The following is a 22,269-nucleotide window of genomic DNA, read 5'->3' on the forward strand; positions in this document are numbered from 1 at the left end:
GAAAGTATTGTTCCTTACTTCTTGGCGTAGCTGTCTGCTTTGGCTTTTGTACGTTCAATACGCTTTTGAGTGTCCGGATGTGAAGAGAACATTCTTTGTGCATAGGATGCTTTAGGAGCATCTTTTGCAAGTTCTGCTAATTTACTCAAGGCATTTGCCATTGCATACGGGTCGATACCGTTTTTTACGCAGAATTCAACACCGTAATCATCGGCTTCATTTTCTTGCTTTTGTGAGAATTGTGCACCGGCAAGAGCTTCCGCCATAGCTCCTAGTTCGGAGTCTGTCAGTTTGGCAACTTTGTCGTTGGCTGCACCTGCCGCGTTTTTCACAGCTGATCGTAGGTAGGCATTTTTCATAGCGTCTTTGGAATCAGTGTGAACCACATGACCGATTTCATGACCTACCACTGCCATAACTTCTTCGTCCGTCATAACATCCATCAGACCAGCGCAGATACGTACACTACCGTCACCGCAGGCAAAGGCGTTTACGTCTACCACTTCATATACACCAAAGTTTAGTTTCAGTCCGTCCACTTCTTTTATGTGTCCGGTCAGTTTCTCCAGACGTTTGCCATATTCGGTATCAGGTTTTGTCAATGGATTATGAGTGTCCATCCATGCCATATATTCCTTACTCATATTAGCAATGTCCGCATCAGATAACGTAACGGCTGATACTACATCTTTACCTGCTTGTAAAGCTTTTCCTAAATTAATCTTCTTGCCGAATTGTGCAGAAGCTGTCATTCCCATGCCTAACAAGACGAAGGCAATCATTACAATTTCTCTTTTCATACTCTTTTCTAGTTTAATATTTAATGCATAAATTAATACTCAAATGTGATTCCTAATGTAGGGAGTAGTGTCCCGCTCGATTGCTTGATACTTTTCATCTTATAATGCTGATTGTCGGCAGGAGCTTCCGGATTCTCTATGATGCTGGTGCTCATCAGTACATCCTGCTGTTTCAGTTTGCTTGCCGTGATATTTTGCAAATCAAGATAGAATCCCAGCATACAATGCTTCAGATAAAATGTCTTGTCGATGCGGAGGTCTACCTGCGCAAAGGCCGGAAGTCGTTCCTTATTGTATTTCGAATAGTCGTAATATGCTTTGCCTTGTGCATCCCAGGCGGATACCAAGGATGACTTTTCTTCATCATAAGGTGTATAAGGAGCACCACCGATGCAACTGACTTTCATGCCGACACTCCATTGGCGGGGCAGATTGTAAGTTCCTCGTAAATTGAAAATATACCGGTTATCCCATGCGGATGCAATGTATTCGCTCTCTTTGTCGTTGCGGTATTCACTTTTAAAGATGGTAAAGGAGGAAGCCAGATTCAGTTTCTTGGCGATCAGCCACTTTACCAGAATTTCCGCGCCATACGAACGTCCTTGAGCGGTAGAAGTCAGCAATTCATTGCCAATCACTCCATAGTCATTTCCTTTGCAGGTAAGAGGAATACCGTCTACAACGGAAAGCGGAATTTTATCATAGTCTTTATAGAATCCTTCGATGGAGACTTCGAACGTATCTCCTTTGCGCCAACTGATGCCCAGACTTTCCTGGCTGACTTTCATATAGCGGAGATTGTGTTTATTGACATACATTCCGTTATTATCTTTAAAGCCGAGTGCTGTGTAAGGAGGCAACTGATAATAAAGTCCTGCATTTCCGCTTACGAACCAGTGTTCGGCAAGTTGGTAGGAAAGTGATATGCGGGGAGAAAGTTGGTCGGAGAGTGACTTCATGGCAGACGAATAATTGTTGGCATCAGCTCTCAATCCCAGGGAAGCTGTGAAACGTTCGTCCATCGAAGAGTAGCTGATAGTACCGAAAAGTCCCCAACGCATCATTCCCAGATAGGTATGGTAATCAAACGTTTGTGCCTGATTGGTATATGCCTTTTGAAAGGTGGTGTTGGTATATTGACTATAATCCAGGTTTACTCCGAGATTGACTTTCCAGTTGCGGAAAGAAGATTTGTTTTCGAAACGGAACTTCGTTTCCTGTTCGGCAGAACGGAGGCGGAGCATCAGATTCTCCGGAATGCTTTCATCATTCTGACGATATTTGGTATTGCGGTTGTTCAGATAACTGTGGCTGACTATTACCGATTGCACATGCGGACCTGCATAATGGCGATATACGGCACCTAAGGTAAACGTTTCCTGCTTGATTTTCGGCAGGTAACTAAGGATATATTCATTGTCTTCGCTATCTGCTTTCGTATTCAGCCGCATATTATCGATTCCCCCAAGTCCCAATATCGTCAGTTCGTTCTGTTCGTTGAACCGGGTTTTCAACTTGAATTGCGCGTCGGTGAAAGTCGGCAGGAAAGGCAGGTCGAGCATATCAAACAGGAATTGCAGATAAGATTGACGTACAGATACCAGATAGGAGGTTTTCTTTCCAATATGTCCGTTGGAGGCCAGAGAGACTTCGGATGCTCCGAGGGTAGCTTTTAGTGAGTTATGCTCCATATCTCCGTCACGCAATTTGAAATCAAGCACGGAGCTAAGCGCGTTCCCTCTATCAGTGGGAAAAGCACCGGTGTAGAAATTCACTTCACGTATCAGGTCGGCATTAAGGATTCCCACCGGACCGCCGGATGCTCCTTGCGTGCTGAAGTGATTGATATTGGGAATTTCCACTCCGTCCAAATAGAAACGGTTTTCAGAAGGAGAGCCACCGCGTACAATCAGGTCATTGCGGTAGCCGATAGGAGAGAAGGCAACTCCCGGGTAAGACTGTACAATCCGCGAAATATCCCGGTTGGCTCCCGGACTCTTTTCTATTTCCTGCAATCCGATGATGCGCAGGCTGACCGGGCTTTCCTGGTTGCGCCGGAAAGGAGAAGCGGTGACGGTTACTCCTGCGAGTTCGGTCAGGTTTTCTTCCATTTCTATCGAAATGTTCAGATCTTTGGTAGATAAGATATATTCGGGAGTAGTGACACTTTTGTAGCCGATGGCTGTTGCTTGCAAACGGTAGATGCCGGGAGGCACTTGTTCGATAGTGAAATGCCCTTCCGCATTGGTGACGCCACCTTTGTTCAGCCCAAGAATCATAACGTTAATGAATTCTAATGGCTGACGGCTGTTTTTTTCAATCACTATCCCCTTAATTTGATGTACAGATTGTGCCTGTAACAGGGAAAGCAGGATGTTGGAAAATAGTAGCAGTGTCAACAGTTTTTTCATGTGATTGCAAATTGTCGCTGCGAAAGTACAAAAAAAGTATTAAATAATGATACCTTCCGTGAATAAAAATAGAATCACTCCTAATTTGGTTCGTTTTACCTATTGATAAAGTTAGCCGTATTTTGTTTCACATTTCATTTTTATATCTTATTTTTGTGGGGCATATTAAAACAGATTCCTGATGAAGACTGTAAAATTGATAACTTGTAATGATGCGATGAAGGCACATATCCTTCAGGGAGCATTGGAGAATGAAGGCATCGAGTCTATTCTGCACAATGAGAATTTCTCTACTTTGTATAAAAGTTGCGTGAGTAGTATAGCAGGGGTGGATATATTGGTGGCAGATGAAGACTACGAGAATGCTGTCCAAGTGTTGAAGGATAACGATAGTTGGCCGGAAGAGTTGACGCTTTGTCCGTACTGCGGTTCATCGGACATCCAGTTGGTGTTGAGAAAAGGAAAGCGCTGGCGTGCGGTGGGTGCTGCTATCATTTCTGCATTGATGGTCATTCCTCCGGGAGATAACCACTGGAACTATACTTGTAAACAGTGTCATAAAACCTTTGAAATGCCGGTTGCTAAATTTAATCCTGCTGCTGAGTCAGAGGAATAACTATATCTAACTATTTATAACACACAATGAAAAAGAAAAAACTTCTATTAATTGCCTTTCTTTTAATTTGGGTAGCTCCATCCTTTGCTGCCAAAGTAGATACTTTATTAATTAAAAGCTCTTCCATGAATAAGGAAGTGCAAGTAGTGGTGGTAACGCCGGATGCTGCGTTGGGAAAGAAAGCTGTGGCTTGTCCCACCATTTATTTACTGCACGGTTACGGTGGAAATGCTAAAACCTGGATTGGCATTAAACCTAATCTTCCTCAAATTGCGGACGAAAAAGGAATCATATTCGTTTGTCCGGATGGAAAGAATAGCTGGTACTGGGACAGTCCGGTCAACCCGTCTTTCCGCTATGAAACTTTTATTTCGTCGGAACTGGTGAAGTATATCGACGAACATTACAAGACGATTGCCGACCGCAAGGGACGCGCCATCACCGGATTGAGTATGGGTGGACACGGAGCGATGTGGAATGCAATCCGTCATAAAGATACGTTTGGTGCCAGTGGAAGTACAAGCGGAGGGATGGATATTCGCCCGTTCCCGAAAAACTGGGACATGGCTAAACAGTTGGGAGAATATGAATCGAATAAGGAGGTATGGGATAATCACACCGTTATCAACCAGATTGATAAGATAGAGAATGGCGATTTGGCTATCATTGTCGATTGTGGAGAAGGAGATTTCTTCCTGAATGTGAACAAGGATTTGCATAACCGCCTGTTGGAAAGAAAGATCGATCATGATTTTATTACCCGTCCGGGAGGACATACAGGGCAGTATTGGAATAACTCCATTGATTATCAGATTCTGTTCTTTAATAAGTTTTTCAAGAAATAAAACCGGGAATACTTGACTTTGGCTTTTCAATGTTGTATCTTTGGTACAGAATCATAAAATAGATTGAGGTTAAACTACGATAGAAGGAGGGAGCGGAAGCTTTCTCCTTTTTTGTTGTACCTTGGAGAGGCGTGAGCTTTAGCCGGGCTTATAAAGGGGATGAAACCGGAGATTAACGTGTTTTATACCGTAGCTTTATAAAAATTAGACGGTGCGTTACGACTCATTAAACGCTGCGTTAGGAGAAGTAAGAGCCTTTGTTAGGTAAAATCAGAGCCTTTTTCGGAATAAACAAAGTTGAGGCATGAAAAGCGCCTTTGTAGGTTAAGAATCTATAATTCTGCTCTTGACAGAAATAGAGTGATTATGCTGCTTTAAAAGAGAATTCGATGTTCGGAATGAAAGATTATTCGAAAGAAACCGAAATGTTGCGTGTGTATGGATAATAGCTGGCCTGTCCTCCGGCATAGGTCGTCTGACAAATCATCTTGGATGGATTTCCTTTTTTATCAAACTCATACGAATAGCCTGTCTTTTCATCGTTACTTCCTGCAGGATAACTGCGTATGGTGAAATGGCGCGGGTCTTTACCCAATAATCCTGCGTAAAGAGCTTCAATATGGAATGTCAGAGGGTGTATTTCTAATAAACCGAGGCAGGGCAAATGGTATGTCGAACTTTCTTCTCCCGGTTCATAAATGAACTTGTTTTCAAGGCCGTTCATCTTGGAACTGATAGAAGTTATATCTCCGTTTTCGTATGTAAGTGATGTTGATGAATATTCTGCATCGCCAATATTCTCGACAATTCCGGTTAAGTATCCTTCTGCAGAGTAAGAAAATTGATAAATACGATTTTGTGAAGACAACCTGTATACACATTGACTGGCATAGCCTTCGCTATTTAATGTATATACTAAAGTGAGATAGTCAGTGGTAACTGTTACCTGATTATCAGAGTAGCTCAAGTTTACTTCGTTACTGATTTCTTCTCCGAAATAACGTTGTTTTATAATATGTTGAATCAGACGCTCGCCATCGAACATAAACTCCTCTATTCTATCTACAGGGTTCGAATCGTTCTTGACGGTTTCATTGAAAATCATAGCCCATTGCCCTTTATCCTCTACTGTGCCCTTTTCGTCATCATCCGAACAACTGAATGTCAGTATTGCCAGCAATAAAATAGCTATTTTTTTCATCCTTTCTTATTTTAATCGTAATCCGTTACTACTAAAACGCCTGCTGGCCGGACTTATTACGCTTTTCTCTATTTTGAATTGTGCTTTTGTCGTCTCTTCGGTTTCCTCGTCCTTTGGTGGATAAGTTTTGTTCAATACCCCGAGAGCTACACTCAACAAAGTCTCTTTTTCATCGCCGAAAGGTAGGAAAGTTAAGTAATCGGTTGAAGCATTGACTGCGTATGTCGGTTTGAATCCACCATAAGTGTCATGTTCTGAATTATAGATAGTGCATACAGCCGGATTGATAGACCACAAAAAATCTTCATTGATAAATTGTTCCGTAGCTACATTTTGTCCTTTGGTTGAACTGCCGATAGCTATTAACTGTTGGATTTTTCCGTTCAAGCTATGCATCAACATTTCCGGAGCTCCTGCCGTTTCTCCACTGATCAAAACGATAAGAGTCGTTAAATTCAGGTTCTTGCCACCGGAGGTACCTAATAAATCAGAATTAAAGATCAGAGTTGCATCTTTTGCCGTATTCTTATCATTATATTCCAAGAATGCCATTGTTTGGTCAAGGTAAAAAGAAGACACAAGAATAGTACTTAATAGTTGTGTACAATCAATGCTTCCTCCTTTGTTATATCGTAGGTCGAGTATCACTTGATGGATATTCTTTTGGGCAAGTTCATCCGACCATTCACGTAATTCGGTGTTGTATTTTTCCGGATTGTCTTTAGTACCGGCTGTAAAGCTGTTGTACATTAGGTAACCGACTTCACTTCCATCAGTCAACGTTAATATTTTCTTGCAGTGAATAGGGTTGTCTACCAATGATACGGCTGCTCCCATTTCTACAGGGTCGCCTACCGGTACAACTCGGTAAATATCTTCTTCTTCCTCGCCTTCTACTGGCGGCTCTGTAGGTGGTACTTTTTGATATTTTCCCAAAGTTATTTCCAAAGGTCCTGTGCCTTGCAGTAGTTGAGCCTCATATTTTTTGCTGATATACGATGTATCTACTTTTACAATCCAGTCGCCTCGTTTTAGTACGGCAGCAGCTGGCGAACCAGGAATTACATAAGTAATCAATGCGTTGTAGGCAGTATCGATGTCCGGGTTGCGAACCAGTGAATAATCAAATCCATAAGTAGGCAGCGGAGTCTCCATCACAGAGTCTACAAACGAGTAACTGTCTTTTTTTGATTTCACTTTAGATAAGAACGAGGCAGGTTCCAGAAACAGATTCACATCATCGTAAGAAGGTAGATCTTGATACCACAGATAATTCTGTTGCATAATGTCGTACATCCATGTATCCAGTGCAGTTTGATGGGCATACTCCGGCCAGCGGTCAACGCCACAGGAGAAGAAACCACTGATAGAAACGAGGATCAGGGCAGGTATGAGGATTATCTTTCTTAATTTCGTCATCATAAAAAGCTTTTTACTGTGCAAATGTAGGAAATACTTTGCTTATCTACCACATTTATGGTATAAAAATGCCTTCAATGTGTGATTGGCTGTTAGAGAATCTTGCCTTATCTTTGTGACATCAAAGTTTTCGACAGGTATTAGCTTAAATATAGAAAGTTATTAATAGACGATTTCATTCATGGAGATAGCTGCATTATTATCAGGAGGTGTCGACAGTTCGGTTGTCGTACATCTCCTTTGTGAGCAAGGATATAAGCCTACTCTTTTTTATATTAAGATAGGTAGGGACGGAGCGGAATATATGGACTGTTCGGCAGAGGAGGATATTGAATTATCTACTGCTACGGCACGTAAATACGGTCTGTCTTTGGAAGTGGTGGACCTGCATCAGGAGTATTGGGAAAACGTAGCGGCGTATGCCATTGATAAAGTCCGGCAGGGATTGACACCGAATCCGGACGTGATGTGTAATAAGCTTATCAAATTCGGCTGCTTTGAACAGCGTGTCGGGAAAGATTTCGACTTTACGGCAACCGGTCACTATGCCACCACCTTGCAATGTGATGGTAAAACTTGGCTGGGCACGGCAAAAGATCCCGTGAAAGATCAGACAGACTTTCTCGCCCAGATTGATTACCTGCAAGTTTCCAAACTCATGTTTCCCATTGGAGGGTTGATGAAGCAGGAGGTACGTGAGATTGCAAACCGTGCCGGATTGCCTAGTGCCAAAAGGAAAGACAGTCAGGGGATTTGTTTTCTTGGAAAGATAAACTACAATGATTTCGTCCGTCGTTTTTTGGGAGAAAAGGAAGGGGCGATTGTTGAACTGGAAACTGGAAAGAAAGTGGGCACACATCGTGGCTATTGGTTTCACACAATCGGTCAGCGGAAAGGGCTCGGATTGAGTGGTGGTCCCTGGTTTGTTGTCAAGAAGGATATTTTGGAAAATACCATCTACGTATCCCGTGGCTATGGTGTAGAGACACAATACGGTAATGAATTCCGGATGCATGATTTCCATTTCATTACTGATAATCCCTGGAAAGGTCAGAAGAAGGAGATAGACATTACTTTTAAGATTCGTCACACTCCCGAATTTACAAAAGGAAAACTGATACAGGAAGGGGAGAAGCAGTTTCACATTTTGTCGTCCGAAAAGTTGCAAGGCATTGCTCCGGGACAGTTTGGAGTGATTTATGATGAAGAAGCAACAGTTTGTGTGGGGAGCGGTGAAATCATCTGTTAAATAGTTTATTTTGATTGGTGAAGATTGGATTATCAGGAGATTTTTCACTACTTTTGTTTCGTAGAATATAAATAAAGGAGGATTGCTTATGACAACGATGGAATTGAAAAGTCTGAAGATGGATTTGGTGGAGGAACTCCTGAGTTTGAATGACAAAGAGATGCTCAATCGAGTGAAGAACTATTTGAAACGACTGAAAAAAATGGAAGCTGAAAAAGAAGAGGAAGAAATCACGAAAGAAGAAGTTCTAGCAGGGATTGACGCCGGACTGAAAGAGGTAAAACTTTCAATGGAAGGTAAGTTGGAGGTAAAGACCGCAAGAGAGTTCATTAATGAATTATGAAATTATAGTTAAGCCGACATTTCAGCGGGAGGCTAAAAGGCTGGCGAAACACTATTCCTCTTTTAAGGAGGATTTTGTTTCATTGATTGATGATTTAGAACAGAATCCTCTGCTAGGAACGGACTTGGGACATGGACTGCGCAAAGTTCGTATGAAAATAACTTCAAAAGGAAAAGGTAAAAGTGGAGGAGCAAGGGTTATAACATTTACTTTAGTCGTTTCTCAACAAGATGCAGTTTTGAATCTTCTCTATATTTATGATAAAGCAGATAGAGCGTCTATATCAGAAAAGGAAATAGAACAACTTCTGAAACAGAATGGATTGAAATAGAATAGAGAAAGGCACTGTTCACTAGTTTGTGCTAATAGGATGTGTAGGGGGTAATTCTTATAAGGCGGCATCTCAGATGTAATATTCCGCTAAATCCACAATCCCAGCCCTCATCGCATATTTAGTAGCTTCATGTACATTATTTACTCCCAATTTGCGAAAGATATTCTTACGATGACTGTTTATCGTATGGAAACTAAGATTTTTCTCTGCTGCAATCTCTTTCGTCGTTTTCCCCAATGCAATTTCTTTTAGGATATTCTTCTCCGTTTGTGTCAATAGATGATCGTCTACGCTTGAGGCAGCCAGCGGAGAAGAAGCGCCCGAAAGCAACAGATTGCTGACATGATTGCAAATATACCGTTGTTTGCGGGTGGCACATTGAATAGCGGTCATGATTTCTTCTTTTGAGTTATCTTTCATCACTACCCCGAAAGCCATACTGCTGAACAGTACCTGGCGGAGAAAGTTCAGGCTAAGTTCGTCAGAGAATAGAATCCAGTCGGCTTCCTTGAATCTTTCCTGCAAGACAATCAATTCATCCGCCCCGGCGAAATTGAACAATGTATAATCCAATACAATCACCGCTTGCGGATACAATCGTAGCTGCTGAATCAGTTCAGCCTTGCTATCAGCTTCTAAAAGGAGGGACACTTCCTTTTGTTTACTTAGCAGGAACATCATTCCCGCCTTACTGATATCCTGATTGTCTGCGATGATAAATTCTCTCATAAGCAATGATGAATAAAAAAACTCCGCTACAAATGTACGCATTTTGCACGATTTGTAGCGGAGTTATGATAAGATTCTTGTATCCGGATTACCAGGAACGTCCTTTGAAGATATTTGACTGGTCAAGCGGAACGATATTTCCGTTCAATGTCAGGTTGTTGTTGCTGAAGTTCGGGCTGATGCTAACCGAAGCTGTATTGTTTCCGCTACTCATATTGATGAATATTTGAGCGGAGATGCCGATACCCTGAACGCTGAATGAACAGTTCACATTTCCTTTTTTGTCGATATTCATCTTCATATCCGAAGAATTACCATCTACTGTAACACCACCGATTCCGTTAGGACCTGGGTAAGGAGTGTTGAAAGCAGTCTGTACGGTGGCTCTGTTTCCATTCATCAAGACGAAGTTGGTGTTTGAAGTAACAAAAGCACTCATACCGTTGCGGAAGACCACCTGATTAGCTTCCAATACAAATTGCTTGTTCTTCAAAGCCTGTACAGCTTGTTGGTAGGCTACCATGTCCTGCACCTCTTCTTCGGCACGGAGTTTCGCTCTTTCTGCATCTCTTTCGGCTTTTCTTTCTGCGCGGCGTGCTGCTGCGTTACTTTCCTGTGCGTACATCATTGTGCTTGCACTCATTAATACTAATGCTACTAATGCAATAAACTTTTTCATAACTTTTTTTTGTTTAGGTTTAATACGTTGTTCGTTTATTGCAAAAACAAAGTGTATGCCAGATTGTTCACGAACGTCTTGCAATTTTATATCCGATGGCTGCCACAGTGATACTCATTAAGGGACTGATAATGTTGAAAAAACAATAAGGAAGATACACAAGTGTGGGTACACTCAAGATGGTAGCTTGTGTCATTCCGCAACTATTCCACGGAATCAATACAGATGTAACGGTTACTGAATCTTCCGTCGTACGGCTTAGTAAGCAACTTTCATACCCTTTCTTGGTGTAAATATCGCGAAACATATTTCCCGTCAGAATGATACTGATATACTGGTCGGCAGTTGTCAGATTAAGAAACAGGCCGGAGCAGACTGTCGCGCCAACCACGCTGACTGTTTTCTTCATGAAGCGGACGAAGATGGAAGTGATACTTCCCAGCATACCGCTTGCTGTCATTGCTCCGCCAAAACACATAGCGCATAGAATCAGCCAAATCGTATTCATCATTCCCGCCATACCACGTGTGGCGATTAAATCTGTCAGAACGGCATTGTCTGTATGTAAATTTGTCGCTCCATAAACAGTCATCATCAGTCCTTTGAACAAAGAATCGAATCCGGAAACGGCAACTCCGGAAATTTCCTGCAACAACTCCGGTTGAAATATCAAAGCAAAGACACCAGCCAGCAGGGTAGACAGGAACAGCGTTACGATAGAGGGCACTTTCCGTGCTATCAGTATTCCGGTTACAACAGGAACTATCAACAACCACGGGGTGATATGAAACTTTTCATTCAAAGCGGTTGCCACCTCCGCAATATGTTGTGTATTGCTGGCATCATGGGAGAGTCCTGCCACTGTGAAAATAATCAACGTGATGATAAGAGACGGTACCGTAGTAATCATCATATAACGAATGTGACGGAACAGGGGAGTGTCTGTGATGGAAGATGCCAAGATAGTGGTTTCGGATAAAGGAGATATTTTATCTCCGAAGTATGCCCCCGAAATGATAGCTCCGGCAATCCATCCATCTTCAAAGCCTTGGGCCTTTCCGATACCCATCAATGCGATACCGATAGTGGCAATGGTAGTCCACGAACTTCCGGTCATTACAGAAACCAATGCGCAGATGATGCAAGTTGACGCCAGGAAGAAACTGGGGTGGATGATTTGCATCCCATAATAGATTAAAGTCGGAACTACTCCGCTAATCATCCAGATGCCACTCAACGCACCGATTATCAACAGAATAATGATGGCTGTTGCCACTCCGGCAATATTGTTAGTGATGGCGAGCTCGTAATCTTTCCAGGGAATCTTATAAAACACCATACCGATCAGGATACAAATAGCTGTAGTGGTAAGCAGTGACACTTGACTTCCGCCGCTTAGGGCATCACTGCCAAAGGTGCGGATAGTGGCAAACAATAATAACACTAGTACAATGATCGGTATCAACGATACGAGGGGAGAGGGAGCTTTCTTCATCTTGATTCTTATAACCTTTTATTTATTTTCCGGCTACTGTTTGTTGATAGCCGCACAAAGATACAACAAAAAACAATGAAATCTTTTGCTTCAAAACATCAGGTAATAAAAATTATTAGATGTTTATATTTGATTGGAATATGTAGGAGACGACTCAACTGGCAAAAGTCTTGCGTCTGATCCACCAGTAACGGATGAAAAGCACCCCGGTTAGGATGAGGGCGATGGATAATCCGGTATAGAAAACTGAAATGAATGTTTCGGGCAGGAGGTGGAAGCTACGAATGGTGATTCCCAGGGAAATCATGAATATCATTGTAATCCAGCTTTTCACATCGAAAAAGGAGAACGGGCAATTCCGGTGTTCTTTCTTTTGCTCGATTCGCTGGGTATGTTTGTAGTAGAGTCTTCTGAAAACCAATACGAAGAATAATAAGAAAACCACGGTAGCTTCTCCTATTTTGAACATCCAATCTTGGGAAGTGTTTAACCAAGTCACAATCCCTATTCGCAGAATATTGGCACCGGCTATAATCCAGACAGTGCCGGCTGTGATAAGTAAGATTTGTCTGTTAACTCCGTATTTCATTGGCGTTTTTTTGTAATAAACGGTTTGACCGTTTGTTTTGTTGACTCATTTCTTGTAGAAAATCGTAATTAATAAAGAAATCCCGGTTAAAACGACTCCGATACTGATAACTCCGTGCCAGCCATATAGTTGCCAGAAGCTGCCTGCCAGAAATGTTCCCATAGAACCACCGATAAAGTAAGTAGTCATGAAAACTGTATTAATGCGGTTCGAAGCACGCGGATTCAGTTCGAAGATACTTGTCTGGTTACTTAGCTGAATACATTGCATTCCTATGTCGATGATGATGATTCCGGCGATGATGCCGACAAAGGTGTTTTCGCCGACGAAGAACAACAACCATGCAAAGAGAATCAAGCCGCAGCCGATAAAGTTGAAGCGGCGTACGCCTACTCGTTTTACGTATCTTCCTACAAAAGAAGCAGTCAGTGCTCCTGCCACTCCGCAGAGTCCCAGCATACCGATTACGTCGCTGTTGGCGAAGAATGGAGCTTGTCCCATTTTAAAAGCCAGACAGGACCACATGGCGAGGAGAGAACCGAAATTCAGTGCCGCCCGAATCGAATAAATGCGTAGTTGCGGATATTCTTTCACTAAGGCTAACAGAGATTTCATCAGGTCGCTATATTTTCCCTGGAAGTTGGTTTGAATATCAGGAAGGACTTTTAATACAACAATCGCGCAGATAAACATCATGCCTGCAGCGATGTGATACATTTCCCGCCAGCCAATCAGTTCACCGATAAATCCGCTGACGACACGTGAAGCCAGAATACCGGTCAATAGTCCTGATAAGACAATTCCTACGTTTCTGCCTTTGTGTTCCGGACGGGAAAACTGGGCGGCTATGGGAATGAATATCTGTGGAATCATGGAACAGACTCCTGTGAGGAATGAAGCGATGAGTATCAGATGGAAACTGCGTGTCAGGGCAATCGTCAACAGGGAGAATATCAGGACGATGAAATTGACAAGGATGATTTTCTTTCGTTGATATAAGTCGCCTAAAGGGGTGATGAACAACAGTCCTGCCGCATAGCCTATTTGTGTGACCATGGCAATCAGGTTAGTTCTGAACTCTGATATGCCAAGTTCATGGCGTATCATATTTAGCAGTGGTTGGATATAATAGATGTTGGCTACCGAGACACCTGCCACAATAGCAAGTGTCCAGAGGATGGATGCCGGTAGTCCTCCGTTTTCTTTTAATGGCTGTTTCATGCGGCAAAGATAATAAAATAAGATGTTTATTCGATGAAGAAAGTAGTGGAAACTGTGTTACCCTCTCCATCTACTGCCGTCAGGGAATGTTTGCCGGGAGCGGGTTGCAGGGAAATTTTGTGGAAATCCTGTGTTTGTGTCTGATAAGTGTCGTCAAGATGCCAGAAAATAATCGCATTGGGATTGCTATGTGCTAGTTCGACTGTGATAAACCCTTTACTGCCGTCCAATTGTTTGGGCAACTTGATACGAGCGTTCATCGGAGGGTAGATGAACTGCATGGATTGGAAAGCATCTTCTCCACAACCGGCTTTGAAAGGTGGCAGTGGTTTATATTCCGGATGGTGTTGCTTATAGTACCACTCCCATACGGGTGGCAGGGCAAACCATGATTTCTGAATGGTAGGCTCCGTATTTGCACAGTTTTCATAGATGCGGTGGTTTTCGTCAGCGGATAGTGTGACGAGATGGTGGTAAGGACAAGCCTCCGTCCTTAATCCGGCGGGAAGAATTAATACGGTATCAGTTTCTTCACAGAAACGTCCTTTCAGATGACCGGACTGGCGGCATATTTCTGCATCAACGAAAACGCCTGTGGGACGCTCGAACCATGGTGAAGAAGGGAGATAGCTGAATATGTCGAATAATACGGGGCCGGCTGTTTGTGCACCGACCAATCCGGGCTTTCCTTCTCCGGTTGCATTGCCTACCCATACGCCTACTGCATAACGCGGAGTCACACCCACTGCCCATGCATCACGGAATCCGTAGCTGGTTCCGGTTTTCCATGCGATGGTCTGCATGGATGGAATTGATTTCCAGTCAATCTCTTCGGGGCGGTTGACTTCTGTTAAGGCGGAGAGGGTGAGCCAGGCTGCTCCTGCTTTAGCCGAACCAGTTTCTTCCGAACCCTCTTCTATAGAGAGAGGACTGGAGTTACTTTGTTCTCGTTTTTCCTGTTCGTTATGATTGTTTTTATGATTACGATTTATTTGCTCTGTATTGCTACTTGTTTGCTCTATGCCTTCTGTTTCCAGCAGTATCTGTGCCCCCTTTCTTTGAGAGACATTCGGAGAAACACTGTTGTTGGAAAGGCTCCGTCCCATTTGCGCATAGGCATTCGTTACATCCCATAATGTTGTTTCTGCACCTCCTAAAATCAGTGACAAACCATAATGGGATGCTGCCCGATTGATAGTCTTGAATCCCATCTGTTGCAACAAATGGTGAAACTTGGGTACTCCATATCTTTGTAACATGGTTACAGCCGGAATATTCAATGAACGTGCAAGGGCTTCGGAAGCGGGGACGGCTCCTTCAAACTGCATACTGAAGTTTTGAGGAGTAAAGCCGTTGATATTAACCGGTACATCCGGCAACAGCATTTTCGGCAATAAACTTCCTTCCTGTAACATGGCATTGTAGAGAAAGGGCTTTAAAATACTGCCTGTACTTCTGGGAGCTTGGATTATATCTACTTGGCTTCCTCCTTGTTTATGGTCGAAATGTACATTTCCGCAGTATGCTACTACTTGATTGGTGGGAATGTCGATAACTAAAATTGCCAGGTTGCGGATATCACTTCGATTAAACTCATTGCTCCACCGTTCTGCCAAACTTTCTATGTAGGTTTGTATCCCTCTGTCAATAGTTGAACGGGTATATAGCCCGTTTCTTTCCTGATAGAAACGACTGACTAGGTGGGGAGCTATTTGAGGAAGCGGGTGTGGCTCGTCGGGTAACGGTTCGCTGACAGCTAATTCGTAGGTAGACGCATTGATAATCTCTTCTTCAAGAAGTTGCTTTAATAAACGGTCGCGTTTGGAAAGCAGTGTCTTCCGTCCTTTGGATAGATGAATCATGGCAGGGGCATTGGGCAGGATAGCCAGCATAGCCGATTCCGCCCATGATAAATCTTCGGCAGCATGACCGAAGTAACGCCAGGCAGCAGCATCCAATCCTACAACATTTCCTCCGAATGGTGCATGAGAGACATACATGGATAAGATTTCTTCTTTGGAAGCCCGAAATTCCAGACGGGTAGCCCATATCATTTCAACGACTTTCTCTCCGAGTGTTCTGGGTTTGTTCCGGGCGAGACGGATGGTTTGCATGGTAAGGGTGCTGCCTCCGCTTACGACACGTTTGTTCTTTAAATTTTGGTAGAGCGCCCTTCCGGTAGCTAACGGATTAACTCCCCAGTGGTGATAAAAATGTTTGTCTTCAAAGGTAATGAGGCATTGCTTGATTTTTTCGGGTGTTGTCTTTCGGGGAGGAAACCGCCATTGACCGTCCGAGGCGATGCGTGCTCCCAATAATTCTTCATTTCGATCAGTCACAACGGTGGAGTAGGGTACATGAAACAGTTGTTGGGGAAGGCAAAAGATATACCCTATCATCAAAAGAGCAATGCTTATTGTCATTACTTTCTTAGTGACAGATAATCGTTTGAAGAATTTTATAGGATTCATTTAAATATTAAAAGCTAAGAGACATATCTTTGTGACAAATGATTAAGTACGAAATAATAAGGTGCGAAATAATTTGGCACGGCTTACACGAATTACGCGGTTTAAGTGAACGAGTAGAACCGTGAAATCCGTGTAATCCGTGCCTAAAATTATCGACTGACAGTGGTTCTTCCTGCTTTGCTTCGTGCCTGTACGTTTACATCATACATCGCTTCACATTGAACGGCAGGGAGAATAAAGTTACCTGCATAGGTGGCTTGTAACCTAACAGTGAATACCTTCGTTTCACCACGGCGCAGATTGAAATAGGTCAACACCCTGTCATCGCGTATATCCTGATAGCTGTACTTGCTGACTGATTTACCAGATCCATCGGGTGCTACGTTTTCCGTTTCGGGAGCAACCATTCTTTCATTGTATATTTCCCAACCGGACGGTATGATATGCGTCAGTGCCAGATTAGTGTAATCGGAAGTACCGCTGATATTGGATATCGAGGTGATAGCCATAAAATCAGTTCCCTGTATGATGTCATTGACAGAGAGCGGCGTACCGTTCAGGTTGGCATATCTTATATCCATGCGGAGGTTATCGCTGATAGCCGGTAACGTATCGTTTAGTAACTGCGTACGTGTGATAAGGTCTACGCTAAGCGCTCCCTTTCCTTGATTCTTCACAGAAACAGTGCCGGATTTTGGAGTGGTAGCGATCTCTTTTTCAAATACAGCTTTGGCTGATTTTACAGCCGGTTGCTGTTTGTCATTCCATGACCACACAAAATCCAGTGTGCCTGATAACTTTTCTGCCAGACGTCCCATTGCCATCAGAGCAAAAGCGGTAGATTGTGTACTGAACCAATCCTCTTGTGACAGATTTTTAGAAACGACTTTCGCTTGTCGTAAAGCATCCCGTTCCCGGTTCATCAGGATGAGTGTTTCCAAAATCATTGCTTCATCACGGTCGGAAGATCCATAAATCTGATTCATGGAAGAGTAAGGGTTCACCGTTGTTTCTACATTATACACAAGTTCTTCAGCCGGTTTCATCTTTCCGGTCAGTGCATAGGCGGCTGCCAGTCTCCATTTGGCTTGAATAGATAATCCGGTCTGTTCTTTCATTCGGTTCATAGCTCCATATTCCGGTACTCCTGCCAATGCAAGGGTATATAAACGGAAGGCCTGTTGCAATTCCGACTGCCATTGCTGCCAGCCACTTGCCTCCTGCGGCATACGCCAGTTTTGTGCGGCAGCACGTTGGAAGCGCTTCCACTTGTTCAGTACGTTCGCATGAACGGCATATCCTTTTTCTTGTGCCAGCGTCAGGAACATTCCTGCATAAGAACTGATCCATTCGTCAGCAACAGCATTGCCCGGCCAATATACAAATCCACCGTTGGGGAGCTGACGACCATAAATCTGCCGGATGGCTTCCTGTACATTCGTCTTTATCTTTTCGGCTTCCGTCTTATCTATCGTTTTGAATTGAGCGACAAACAGAAGAGGCAGGGCCTTGGAAGTCAACTGTTCCGTGCAATGATGCTGATAATTGTATAAGAAGTCGAACCGACGGCTGATATCTACCGAAGGTATGCGGGATACTTCCAGCTTGATCTGATTGTTTGCAGAAGAACTACTTAGGTTGTATGACAATTCTTTGCTTTGCCCGGCTTCTATCCATTGACTGTTGCGCAGGGTTACTACCGGATTCGGATTGCGTACGTCTATTTCAATGGTTTCTTTGGTTTGTTGTCCGCCACCATTTGCTGTCAGGTGGATCGTAGCCTTTCCGGTTTTGCTGCCTGTTTTTAAGGTAAAGAAGACAAGCTGGTCTCCCGGTTGGGTGAATTTGAGCGATTGTTGGTTAGCTCCTACAATCTGTACTCCTCCACCGGATGCCTGAAGGGATACGGTTACATTCTTCACTTGATTCTCCATCGCGAAGATATTGACCGGAACGGTAATTTCTTCCTGGATACTAAGCACACGGGGCAAAGTAGACAACATCATCAATGGAGTTCGTACGAAGGCAGTCTTTTCCGCATTACCATAAGCACCATCCTGTCCGGCAACCACCATGGCACGTACCGAACCTACATACATCGGAAGTTTCAATGTATGCGTCTGGTTCTTTCCTTTTCCCAGATAGAAAGGGCCTATAAACTTGACTACCGGTTTAAAACGGTTTGCTTTAGCATCGGCAGGTTTCAACGTAGCGTCTCCCCCTGTGCTGAAAAGCGAACTGTAGCTTCCGGAAGAAGCTCCCAATACATTATCATACATATCCCATGTCCGGATGCCAAGCGCTTCGCGTGAATAGAAATCATTCCATGGGTCCGGTGTCTTGAAGTTGGTAAGATCCAATAAACCGTCGTCTACGATAGCCAATGTATAAGTCATCGGTTTTCCGTTTTTTTCGCTGACAGTCACGTTGAAGTTGGTTTCCGGGCGTAACACTTCCGGCATCTGTATCTGCGGTTGCAGCACTGTCTTACTGTTAGTGACAAATACCGGAACAACACCGTACATACGGATAGGCAGGTCGTTGACTGTTTGCGCATGAGGTTGTAACAGACTGATATGCAAATATACGTTCGGAGTCATCTCCGGTGTAATCTTGAATGTATACTTCGTATCTCCTCCGTTGGAGACTTCTATCCATTCTTGATGTAGTACAGTCGAACCGTTTTCGATGGATACCAGTGCACGTCCTCCCGCTGCCGCAGGAATAATGGCTGTGGCTGTCTCTCCAATTTCATAAGAATCTTTGTTCAGAGAGAAAGCAAGCATCTTGATGCCGCTGGGATCTGTTTTGCTCGAACGTCCGCGCCATTCCGGCCAGTCTACATAAACAGTTCCTCCGGTAGCATGTCCGCTCTCTTTGTCTTTCACATAAACCAAATATCGTCCCCACGACGGATAATCGACGCGGAACTTGAAGGATGTTTTTCCGCCTCTTGTTTGTAAGTTGCCGCTGGCAACAGGTGTGATGGAACTGTTGTTGATGTATGTACCAAAAGATTCACCACTGTTCTCCCACCACCAGCTCCAGCCGATGCGGTATATCTTGTATTCCAGATTAGTACGGTTCACTAACTGTCCCTGCGTGTTTACAGTCACGATGTCAAATACGTGGTCTTTGTCCGTTTCAATATATTTGCCTTTCGGCTGGTTCAGGTTGATACCGACGTAAGATGTGAATGGCGAGAACGGGATTGTTTGAGTGTAGATGCTGGCATCTCCTCCCGGTTCGAATACACGGGTAGTGAATGTTGCATTCAACATACCCGGTGCTTCGGTTGCGGTCGGAACTTTCAGTGTGATGCTGGCTTTTCCTTCCGCATCCAGTGTACCGTCAAATACATCTGTTTTGATAGTCGTGAAATCCGTAGCCGGATTATTGAAGATATATTGTCCGTAATTCTTAAACTGTGTATTCACTTTAGATAAAGACATTTCTATTTTAGCTTTCAATCTGGAGGCAGTGGCTCCTGTCAACCAGGTTGAAGTGAGTGGGGCGTAGACATCTTTGTCCGTAGCTTGAAGAACCTTCGGCAATATCAGGTTTATTTTCAAGCGGTTGGGCTTTATGGTTTCGATGCGCAACCCTTTGTGGAAGGTGGTTCCACCTACCTTAATATATGCATTCCAGAGTCCGGTCGGATCTGTTGCCTGTGTCGGAACGTCGAATGTATAAAATCCGTTCATTCCTTGCGTTGAAATCATTTTGGTGTAGAACTGTCCTCTCGGATTGTATATTTCCAGTGCTACGGGATGCTTGTCGGGGATTCTTTTTTCGCGGTCCTCCAATATAAAGGAGATGTGCAGCGTGTCTCCCGGTCGCCATACTCCTCTTTCGCCATATATGAATCCTTTCAATCCCTTTTGAATATCTTTTCCTCCCACGTCGAATCTACTGACAGACTGTTCTTCACCGTCTACGACACGGACATACGCCTTTTGCTTTTCCGATTCCGCCACGATAATGAAAGGCACGCCCTTCGGAGTGATTTCAACGAATCCATCTCCATTAGTTTCTCCCTTTCCTATGGGCTGTAACTGGAAGTTATATGCTGTTACTAGTGCTTTCCCTATTGGTTTGGTGTCCAAAATATTGCTTACGGCAATCCATAGTTTGTTCAGTGAGTTTCGTTTTACAATCATTCCCAGATTGGAAGCAAATACATTACATGCAGCAATTCGGTCTGAATTCATATAATAAGATGGATGACAAGGATTGTCGCGTTCCGTCCATCGATACACGCTCCAGTCCATTGTTCCTCCGTTGTAATAATAGTAAGCTTCGGGCGTATTCCAAATGGCTTCATCTTCTTCGGACAAGACATTTTCGCTTACTTTGGTCAACCCGTCGGATGTGTTACTGGCGGCAAATTTCATATCCTGATTCTCGCTTCCTCCACAAGGATAAGCGGAGTATTCCTGACGGAATGAAAGTATGACACGGTATATGGCACCCGGTTCCTGGTGAATCAATCCGGCAAGGTCTATTGAGTAATCCCCCCAATGATGGATGTCTTTGGTAGCATCTTTGGCAAGCCACAATGTTTTCTTGTAAACCAGTCGTCCCGAACGGCGCAACTCGTTGGCTGAGGCGAGTGAATTGGTTTGCATAAACATTAATACATTATTTTCGAAGATGCGGATCACACTCAAATCCACAGCATATAGATTGACAGCCCTGAAAGGAATAATCAGACTTTTTGAATCGGGTAGGATAGCGGCGGAGGTAGACATTTCTACCTGTGGTTTCAGACTTACTTCACTGAACGAAATTGTATGAGAAGTCCCCAGCGCTTTACCTTGACTGTCTTTGACTCCTTCATGGATATTCAATGTCAGTTTGTTCTGCGTGTTTGCTTCGAAATAGATAAAGACTCTGTTCTCACTGATTTGGAAGATAGATGAAGAGACTTCCGGAATCTCAATCAGTCCTTTTAAATCTTGGGTAGTGGATAAAGGAGCGGAGAAAACAATCTCAATTCCGTTTTCCGGTTGTTCAATGCGTTCGGCAGACATAAAACGGAAGCAATCCTTAGCCGGTATCAGTACTTCTTCGCTTTGTTTGCGGTCGATGCCAGCCGGGTTACCATTGGCGGTAATGGTCAATGGGTAATCATCAGCTTCTCTGGGTATTTGTCTGATGTTAAACTGATACCGGGTAAGATTGTCAGTAGCGGTAACCTCGACCGGATAACTCTTCTTGCCATCGCTGGCAGTCAGCATTTTTTCTACCTCTTCTTTTTTCACTACATCGCTGAAGCGTATTTCTCCTTTAATGTTTATTTCATCCGGTTGGGTCGCTGTAATTGGTAACGACTCCAACTGCAAAGTGAAGTTACGTTCCTGCACACGGAATGAGAAGTTGAACTCTTTTAGTTTTTTGTCCACTTCGATGAAGTCTCCAAGCCGGAAAGTTCCTTCGTAGAGCGTTCCCGGTTTTAATGTTCCTTCTTCCGGAACAAATTCAATGGTGTTGTTGCTAACCCAGTATGCTTTTCCTTTTAATGAAGGAGAAAAACTGAACGGATTGTTTTTTAACTCATTGTTCAGATCCACCATGGGTTGGTCATGGGTCAACTCTATGCGTATGGTTGAATTCTGTGAAATAACTCCTCCCGTATACGCATTTACATACGGTGCATAATCGGCGGAAGGAATGATGTCTTTTTGAGCATGTGTGCATGAATATAGGCCCACAGTCATCATGATAAGTAAGAATAGTCCGGTAGCACTGATGCTACGTTTAGTCTTTATTAGTCCCATAGCGAAAAGTTTTTTATAATTCAACAAACAAATATACAGTTTTTATGCTAAATCCTTTGTTATTCTGATTATTTTTGCAAGTTCTTA

At 43.5% G+C, this 22,269-nt stretch carries 16 protein-coding genes; 5 read left to right on the top strand and 11 right to left on the bottom strand.

The window, feature by feature from the left end; translation table 11 throughout:
- Nucleotides 1-14 precede the first annotated feature (14 nt).
- The gene (locus I2I04_RS02575; RefSeq protein ID WP_143257263.1) at nucleotides 15-800 is read right to left on the bottom strand and encodes a M48 family metallopeptidase; all 786 of its coding nucleotides are present in this window, start codon (nucleotides 798-800) and stop codon (nucleotides 15-17) included.
- A 32-nt stretch (nucleotides 801-832) separates the two neighbouring features.
- Entirely contained in the window at nucleotides 833-3,211 is a 2,379-nt protein-coding gene (locus I2I04_RS02580; RefSeq protein ID WP_195654220.1) for a TonB-dependent receptor, read from the bottom strand.
- Between the two features lie 181 nt (nucleotides 3,212-3,392).
- Between I2I04_RS02580 and I2I04_RS02585 the strand changes: the two genes are divergently transcribed.
- The gene (locus tag I2I04_RS02585; protein ID WP_195654221.1) at nucleotides 3,393-3,827 is read left to right on the top strand and encodes a DUF2007 domain-containing protein; all 435 of its coding nucleotides are present in this window, start codon (nucleotides 3,393-3,395) and stop codon (nucleotides 3,825-3,827) included.
- Nucleotides 3,828-3,853: 26 nt separating this feature from the next.
- A complete protein-coding gene (locus I2I04_RS02590; protein WP_195654222.1) occupies nucleotides 3,854-4,672 on the top strand; it encodes an alpha/beta hydrolase in 819 nt (272 codons plus the stop codon).
- A 406-nt stretch (nucleotides 4,673-5,078) separates the two neighbouring features.
- Here I2I04_RS02590 and I2I04_RS02595 read toward each other — a convergent pair whose 3' ends face one another.
- Complete coding sequence (locus I2I04_RS02595) at nucleotides 5,079-5,873, bottom strand: DUF4595 domain-containing protein (protein ID WP_195654223.1); 795 nt, start codon at nucleotides 5,871-5,873, stop codon at nucleotides 5,079-5,081.
- A 6-nt stretch (nucleotides 5,874-5,879) separates the two neighbouring features.
- The gene (locus tag I2I04_RS02600) at nucleotides 5,880-7,295 is read right to left on the bottom strand and encodes a S41 family peptidase (RefSeq protein WP_195654224.1); all 1,416 of its coding nucleotides are present in this window, start codon (nucleotides 7,293-7,295) and stop codon (nucleotides 5,880-5,882) included.
- A gap of 178 nt (nucleotides 7,296-7,473) precedes the next feature.
- Here I2I04_RS02600 and mnmA point away from each other — a divergent pair, with 178 nt between their 5' ends.
- From mnmA to I2I04_RS02615, 3 genes are all read left to right on the top strand, one after another.
- On the top strand, nucleotides 7,474-8,541 hold the full coding sequence (gene mnmA / locus I2I04_RS02605; protein ID WP_195472731.1) for a tRNA 2-thiouridine(34) synthase MnmA: 1,068 nt from the start codon (nucleotides 7,474-7,476) through the stop codon (nucleotides 8,539-8,541).
- 88 nt (nucleotides 8,542-8,629) lie between these two features.
- A complete protein-coding gene (locus I2I04_RS02610; protein WP_004316007.1) occupies nucleotides 8,630-8,884 on the top strand; it encodes a hypothetical protein in 255 nt (84 codons plus the stop codon).
- Nucleotides 8,874-9,215 carry a type II toxin-antitoxin system RelE/ParE family toxin gene (locus tag I2I04_RS02615; protein WP_008643242.1) on the top strand — a complete coding sequence of 114 codons (342 nt, stop codon included), beginning with the start codon at nucleotides 8,874-8,876 and terminating at the stop codon, nucleotides 9,213-9,215. The genes I2I04_RS02610 and I2I04_RS02615 overlap by 11 nt, the downstream gene beginning before the upstream one ends.
- A 72-nt stretch (nucleotides 9,216-9,287) precedes the next feature.
- On the opposite strand, the gene I2I04_RS02620 is transcribed toward I2I04_RS02615, so the two are convergent.
- The 7 genes from I2I04_RS02620 to I2I04_RS02650 form a co-directional block, all read right to left on the bottom strand.
- The gene (locus I2I04_RS02620) at nucleotides 9,288-9,947 is read right to left on the bottom strand and encodes a response regulator transcription factor (RefSeq protein ID WP_143257271.1); all 660 of its coding nucleotides are present in this window, start codon (nucleotides 9,945-9,947) and stop codon (nucleotides 9,288-9,290) included.
- Nucleotides 9,948-10,035: 88 nt separating this feature from the next.
- Nucleotides 10,036-10,626, bottom strand: coding sequence for a DUF4251 domain-containing protein (locus I2I04_RS02625; protein WP_099146392.1), 591 nt, complete (start codon nucleotides 10,624-10,626; stop codon nucleotides 10,036-10,038).
- Nucleotides 10,627-10,693: 67 nt separating this feature from the next.
- A complete protein-coding gene (gene nhaC, locus I2I04_RS02630; protein ID WP_143257272.1) occupies nucleotides 10,694-12,121 on the bottom strand; it encodes a Na+/H+ antiporter NhaC in 1,428 nt (475 codons plus the stop codon).
- Nucleotides 12,122-12,275: 154 nt separating this feature from the next.
- The gene (locus tag I2I04_RS02635; RefSeq protein WP_143257273.1) at nucleotides 12,276-12,710 is read right to left on the bottom strand and encodes a hypothetical protein; all 435 of its coding nucleotides are present in this window, start codon (nucleotides 12,708-12,710) and stop codon (nucleotides 12,276-12,278) included.
- Nucleotides 12,711-12,755: 45 nt separating this feature from the next.
- Nucleotides 12,756-13,931 carry an MFS transporter gene (locus I2I04_RS02640; RefSeq protein WP_143257274.1) on the bottom strand — a complete coding sequence of 392 codons (1,176 nt, stop codon included), beginning with the start codon at nucleotides 13,929-13,931 and terminating at the stop codon, nucleotides 12,756-12,758.
- 26 nt (nucleotides 13,932-13,957) lie between these two features.
- Nucleotides 13,958-16,402, bottom strand: coding sequence for a penicillin-binding protein 1C (gene pbpC, locus I2I04_RS02645; protein WP_195654225.1), 2,445 nt, complete (start codon nucleotides 16,400-16,402; stop codon nucleotides 13,958-13,960).
- 149 nt (nucleotides 16,403-16,551) lie between these two features.
- Nucleotides 16,552-22,182 (bottom strand): alpha-2-macroglobulin family protein, encoded by a 5,631-nt coding sequence (locus tag I2I04_RS02650; RefSeq protein WP_195654226.1) that lies wholly within the window; start codon nucleotides 22,180-22,182, stop codon nucleotides 16,552-16,554.
- Nucleotides 22,183-22,269 lie beyond the last annotated feature (87 nt).

Origin of the sequence: Bacteroides sp. 1001136B_160425_E2 (assembly GCF_015559655.1) — a bacterium.
GTDB lineage: Bacteria > Bacteroidota > Bacteroidia > Bacteroidales > Bacteroidaceae > Bacteroides > Bacteroides luhongzhouii.